The following is a 5009-nucleotide window of genomic DNA, read 5'->3' as shown; positions in this document are numbered from 1 at the left end:
TTCGTGGACGGGGCCTTCCCCTGTGGCGGTCGACGGGCCGGAGCCCGCCGGATCACTTGGTCTCGAAGATCTCGCGCATGAGCTGGGCGGTCTCGGAGGGGGTCTTGCCGACCTTCACACCGGCGGCCTCGAGGGCCTCCTTCTTGGCCTGCGCGGTGCCCGAGGAGCCGGAGACGATGGCGCCGGCGTGGCCCATGGTCTTGCCCTCGGGAGCCGTGAAGCCGGCCACGTAGCCGACGACCGGCTTGGACACGTTCGCCTTGATGAAGTCGGCGGCACGCTCCTCGGCGTCGCCGCCGATCTCGCCGATCATCACGATGGCCTCGGTCTCGGGGTCCGCCTCGAAGGCCTCGAGGGCGTCGATGTGGGTGGTCCCGATGACCGGGTCGCCGCCGATGCCGATGGCGGTGGTGAAGCCGATGTCGCGGAGCTCGTACATCATCTGGTAGGTCAGGGTGCCGGACTTGGAGACCAGGCCGATCCTGCCCTTGCCCGTGATGTTCGCCGGGGTGATGCCCACGAGCGACTCGCCCGGCGTGATGATGCCGGGGCAGTTGGGGCCGATGATGCGGGTGGTCTGCTTGCCGTCCGCACCGGTCCTCGACTTCGCGTAGGCCCAGAACTCGGCGGAGTCCTGCACCGGGATGCCCTCGGTGATGACGACCACCAGCGGGACATCGGCGTCGATGGCCTCGATCACGGCGTCCTTCGTGAAGGCCGGCGGCACGAAGACGATGGAGACGTCCGCGCCGGTCTTCTCGACGGCCTCGGCGACGGTGCCGAAGACGGGCAGCTCCACGCTGTTGCCGTCCTTGTCCTGGTGGGCCACGGTGGTGCCGGCCTTGCGGGCGTTGACACCGCCCATCACCTGGGTGCCCGCGGCGAGCATGCGACCGGTGTGCTTGGTGCCCTCACCGCCGGTGATGCCCTGAACGATGACCTTGGAGTCCTTGTTCAAAAAGATTGACATTGCTGTTCGTTCCTTCGGGGTGTTCGTCCGGTCGGCGGATCAGTTGGCGGCGTGGGCGAGCTCGGCGGCCTTGTCCGCGCCCTCGTCCATGGTCTCGGCGAGGGTGACGAGCGGGTGGTTCGCGCCCGCCAGGATGCGCCGGCCCTCCTCGACGTTGTTGCCGTCCAGGCGGACCACGAGCGGCTTGTCCTCCTCGTCGCCGAGGATCTCGAGCGCCTTCACGATGCCGTTGGCCACGGCGTCGCACGCGGTGATGCCGCCGAAGACGTTGACGAACACGGACTTCACCTGCGGGTCGTTGAGGATCACGTCCAGACCGGCGGCCATGATCTCGGCGGAGGCCCCGCCCCCGATGTCCAGGAAGTTGGCCGGCTTGACGTTGCCGTGCTTCTCGCCGGCGTAGGCGACGACGTCCAGGGTGGACATGACCAGGCCCGCACCGTTGCCGATGATGCCGACCTCGCCGTCGAGCTTCACGTAGTTGAGGTCGTGCTCCTTGGCCTTCTCCTCGAGGGGGTCGGCACTGGACTTGTCGGCGAGGGCGGCGTGCTCCGGCTGGCGGAACTCGGCGTTCTCGTCGAGGGTGACCTTGCCGTCCAGGGCGATGACCTGCCCGTCGCCGGTCTTCACCAGCGGGTTGACCTCCACGAGGGTGGCGTCCTCCTTCTGGAAGACGTCCCACAGCTTGACGAGGACCGGGACCACCTTGGCCGCGGTCTCCTCGTCGAAGGCCGCCTGCCGGACGATCTCCTGGGCCTTGGCCTCGGTGATGCCCTCGGTCGGGACGACCTCGACGCGGGCGAGGGCCTCGGGGCGCTCGACGGCGAGCTGCTCGATCTCCACGCCGCCCTCGACGGAGCACATGGCCAGGTAGGAGCGGTTGGCGCGGTCCAGCAGGATCGAGAAGTAGTACTCCTCGGCGATGTCGGCGCCCTGGGCGATCATGACGCGGTGGACGGTGTGGCCCTTGATGTCCATGCCGAGGATCTGCTGGGCGTACTCGTAGGCCTCGTCGGCGGTCTTGGCGACCTTGACTCCGCCGGCCTTGCCGCGGCCTCCGACCTTGACCTGCGCCTTGACGACGGTGACCCCGCCGATCTTCTCGGCGGCGGCCCTTGCTTCTTCAGGGGTGGTCGCGACGATGCCCTGGAGCACGGGGACGCCGTGCTTCTCGAACAGGTCGCGTGCCTGGTATTCGAACAGGTCCACGGGTGAATGCCCTTCTTCGTCGAAGTCGTGGGCGGCGGCGACCCGGGCAGTACGCGGGTCGTCCTCCGACCTGATGGTGAACGGAGCGCCCCGCATCCACCCGGCCGAGGCCGGAGGATGCGTCCGGGCCGTTCCGCGGAGCCGTTCCGGGCGCGGGACTTTCCGGTGCACTCCCTGTACGAGACTGTAGTGCATGCTGAATCGGCGGCCACAACCGGGGACGTGCGCGTGCGCCCCGGCGTTTCTTGATTGACTGGGCCCATGAGCTCTGTCGACTCCCCCGAGAACCGGGCGTTCGCCCCCGCCGATCCCGGCTTCCTCGTCTCGATCGCGACCTTCGCGTTCGTGTCCCTCGGGCTGGAGGCCGTGGTCGACGGCACGGTGCTCACCCTCACCGGCGAGATCCCCGAGGTGTACCCGCTGGGTTGGCAGGTCGTCGCCTGGCTGTGCCTCGGTGCGGCGTGGTGCGGGATCCAGCGGGGTCTCGTGGCGTGGCTGCGCCACCGTGCGGCGGACCCCGCGGCCCCGCCGCCCTCGGACGCCGTCCCCTCCGCCGCGACCGACCACCGGCGGACCACCGTCGCCCTGGTCGCGTTCGTGCTGGCCGTCCTGCTCGGGGTGATCCTGCCCGTCTTCCTGGTGGGCGAGTGGCGTGTGCAGCCGATCCAGCTCTACCTGGACCTCTACGCCCAGTACGGCGCGGGCGCATGGCTCGGCATGGTCGGCTTCGCCGCCTACCACGTGGGCCGGGCCTTGCTCCTCGCCCTGGTCCTGACGTGCGTGCAGCGCGCCGTGGAGCTGCGCCGGCCGGCTCCCTGGGCCCGCGTGGCCCCGGTGGGCGGACTCGTCCTCGGACTCCTCCTCGCCTTGCCCGGCCTGGTCCTCGGCGGGTGGGCCTCCGTGGCCACGGCCGTGGTCTGCTGCACGCTGCTGGGAGCGGTGCACAACCTCACCGGCAGGTCGCTGCGCTGGACGGCCCCCGCGGCCGTGGCGGTGCTGCTGTTCGTCTAGGGCCGCCGAGCGCCCATGCGGGCGCCGCCGGCCGAGCCCCGGCAGTGCGTGCCGCCGGCACCTCCCGCAGACCACCGCCCATACCTTCCTCCCGACGCCCCCGGAACGGGACGGCGGTGTGACGATGATGTCGCGGCGCTCACAGGAAGTTCCGCGGCGGGGTTCCCTCGATTTCGACTATGTCCTAACATAAGGACATCAGGTCCGATGAGACGCGCGTCACGGCAGGTGACCCGTCCGATCTCCCACTACTGTGCAGAGCGCACCGGCTGCGCCCGAACAAAGGATTTCCCGATGGCCACATCGTCACCCCGTGAGGCGGCCGCCGCGCTGCCTCCTCTGACCTCCGGGCCCCACCGCAAAAGGCTCGGTCTCATCTCCATCGTCGCCTGCTTCGGCGGCCTGCTCTTCGGCTACGACACCGGCGTGATCAACGGCGCGCTGCGCCCGATGTCGGCCGAGCTCGGTCTCACCCCGCTCACCGAGGGCGTGGTCACCAGCTCGCTCGTGTTCGCCGCCGCCGTCGGGGCCCTCTCCGGCGGCCGGATCTCCGACGCCTGGGGCCGGCGCAGGACGATCCTCCTGCTGGCCGTGCTGTTCTTCGTCGGCACGATGATCGTCGTCTTCACCCCGAACTACGAGGTGCTCGTGGCCGGGCGCATCTGCCTGGGCCTGGCCGTGGGCGGGGCCTCGGCGGTCGTGCCCGTCTTCCTCGCCGAACTTGCCCCCTACGAGATCCGCGGATCGATCGCGGGCCGCAACGAGGTGGCCATCGTGATCGGCCAGCTCTCGGCGTTCGTGATCAACGCGATCATCGGCAACGTCTTCAGCGATGTCACCGGCGTCTGGCGGATCATGTTCGCCATCTCCGCCCTGCCCGCCGTGGCACTGTTCATCGGCATGCTCCGGATGCCCGAGTCCCCGCGCTGGCTCGTCGAGAAGGGCCGCCACGAGGAGGCCCTCGCGGTGCTCAAGTCGGTGCGCTCCGAGGACCGCGCGATCGCCGAGCTCGGCGAGGTCGAGCACATCACCGAGGAGGAGCGTGCCGAGAACCGGATCGGGCTGGGTCAGATCCTCACCAACAAGCACCTGATCCGGATCATGCTCGTCGGCATCGGCCTGGGCATCGCCCAGCAGCTCACCGGCATCAACTCGATCATGTACTACGGGCAGATCGTGCTCATCGAGTCGGGCTTCGAGGCGGGCGCGGCGCTGATCGCCAACATCGCCCCCGGAGTGATCGCCGTGATCGGCGGCCTCATCGCCCTGTACCTGATGGACCGGCTCGACCGGCGCAAGACCTTCATGATCGGGCTGACCCTCACCACCACCTGCCACCTGCTCATCGGGTTCTCCGCCATGACGCTGGAGGAGGGCAACCCGCTGCGGCCCTGGGTCATCCTGGCGCTCGTGGTGGCCTTCGTCGGCTCCATGCAGACCTTCCTCAACGTCGCCGTGTGGGTGTACCTCTCCGAGGTCTTCCCCCTGCACATGCGCGGCCTCGGGATCGGCGTGTCCGTGTTCATGCTGTGGGTCGCCAACGGCGTCCTCTCCCTCTACTTCCCCTCCCTGGTCGACGCGGTCGGGATCACCGGTACGTTCTTCCTCTTCGCCGGGGTCGGCGTGCTGGCCCTGCTCTTCGTCTACACCCAGGTCCCCGAGACCCGGGGCCGCACCCTCGAGGCGCTCGAGGAGGACGTCTCGACCGGCGCGATCTACCAGGTCAAGGCGCCGACCTCCTAGGCCGGCCGGCGGGAGATCCGGTCCCGGCCGGACCGCCGCGGCACGAGGAGCCTCCGGGCGGGAGGCGGTCGATCGA

4 protein-coding genes are annotated in these 5009 nt (G+C 69.5%); 2 read left to right on the top strand and 2 right to left on the bottom strand.

Annotated elements, in window-relative coordinates:
* Nucleotides 1-52: 52 nt before the first annotated feature.
* A complete protein-coding gene (gene sucD, locus ACFU0Y_RS17015) occupies nt 53-970 on the bottom strand; it encodes a succinate--CoA ligase subunit alpha (protein ID WP_380215968.1) in 918 nt (305 codons plus the stop codon).
* A 39-nt stretch (nt 971-1009) separates the two neighbouring features.
* Nucleotides 1010-2179, bottom strand: coding sequence for an ADP-forming succinate--CoA ligase subunit beta (gene sucC, locus ACFU0Y_RS17010; protein WP_380215966.1), 1170 nt, complete (start codon nt 2177-2179; stop codon nt 1010-1012).
* A 261-nt stretch (nt 2180-2440) separates the two neighbouring features.
* On the opposite strand from sucC, the gene ACFU0Y_RS17005 reads away from it, so the two are divergent.
* Nucleotides 2441-3190, top strand: coding sequence for a hypothetical protein (locus ACFU0Y_RS17005; RefSeq protein WP_380215964.1), 750 nt, complete (start codon nt 2441-2443; stop codon nt 3188-3190).
* A gap of 294 nt (nt 3191-3484) precedes the next feature.
* Nucleotides 3485-4933, top strand: coding sequence for a sugar porter family MFS transporter (locus tag ACFU0Y_RS17000; RefSeq protein ID WP_380215962.1), 1449 nt, complete (start codon nt 3485-3487; stop codon nt 4931-4933).
* Nucleotides 4934-5009 lie beyond the last annotated feature (76 nt).

The organism is Kocuria sp. NPDC057446, assembly GCF_042802875.1.
Lineage (GTDB): Bacteria > Actinomycetota > Actinomycetes > Actinomycetales > Micrococcaceae > Kocuria.
Note: the sequence above shows the minus strand (reverse complement) of the source record. Positions and strands in the feature narration are given on the sequence as shown.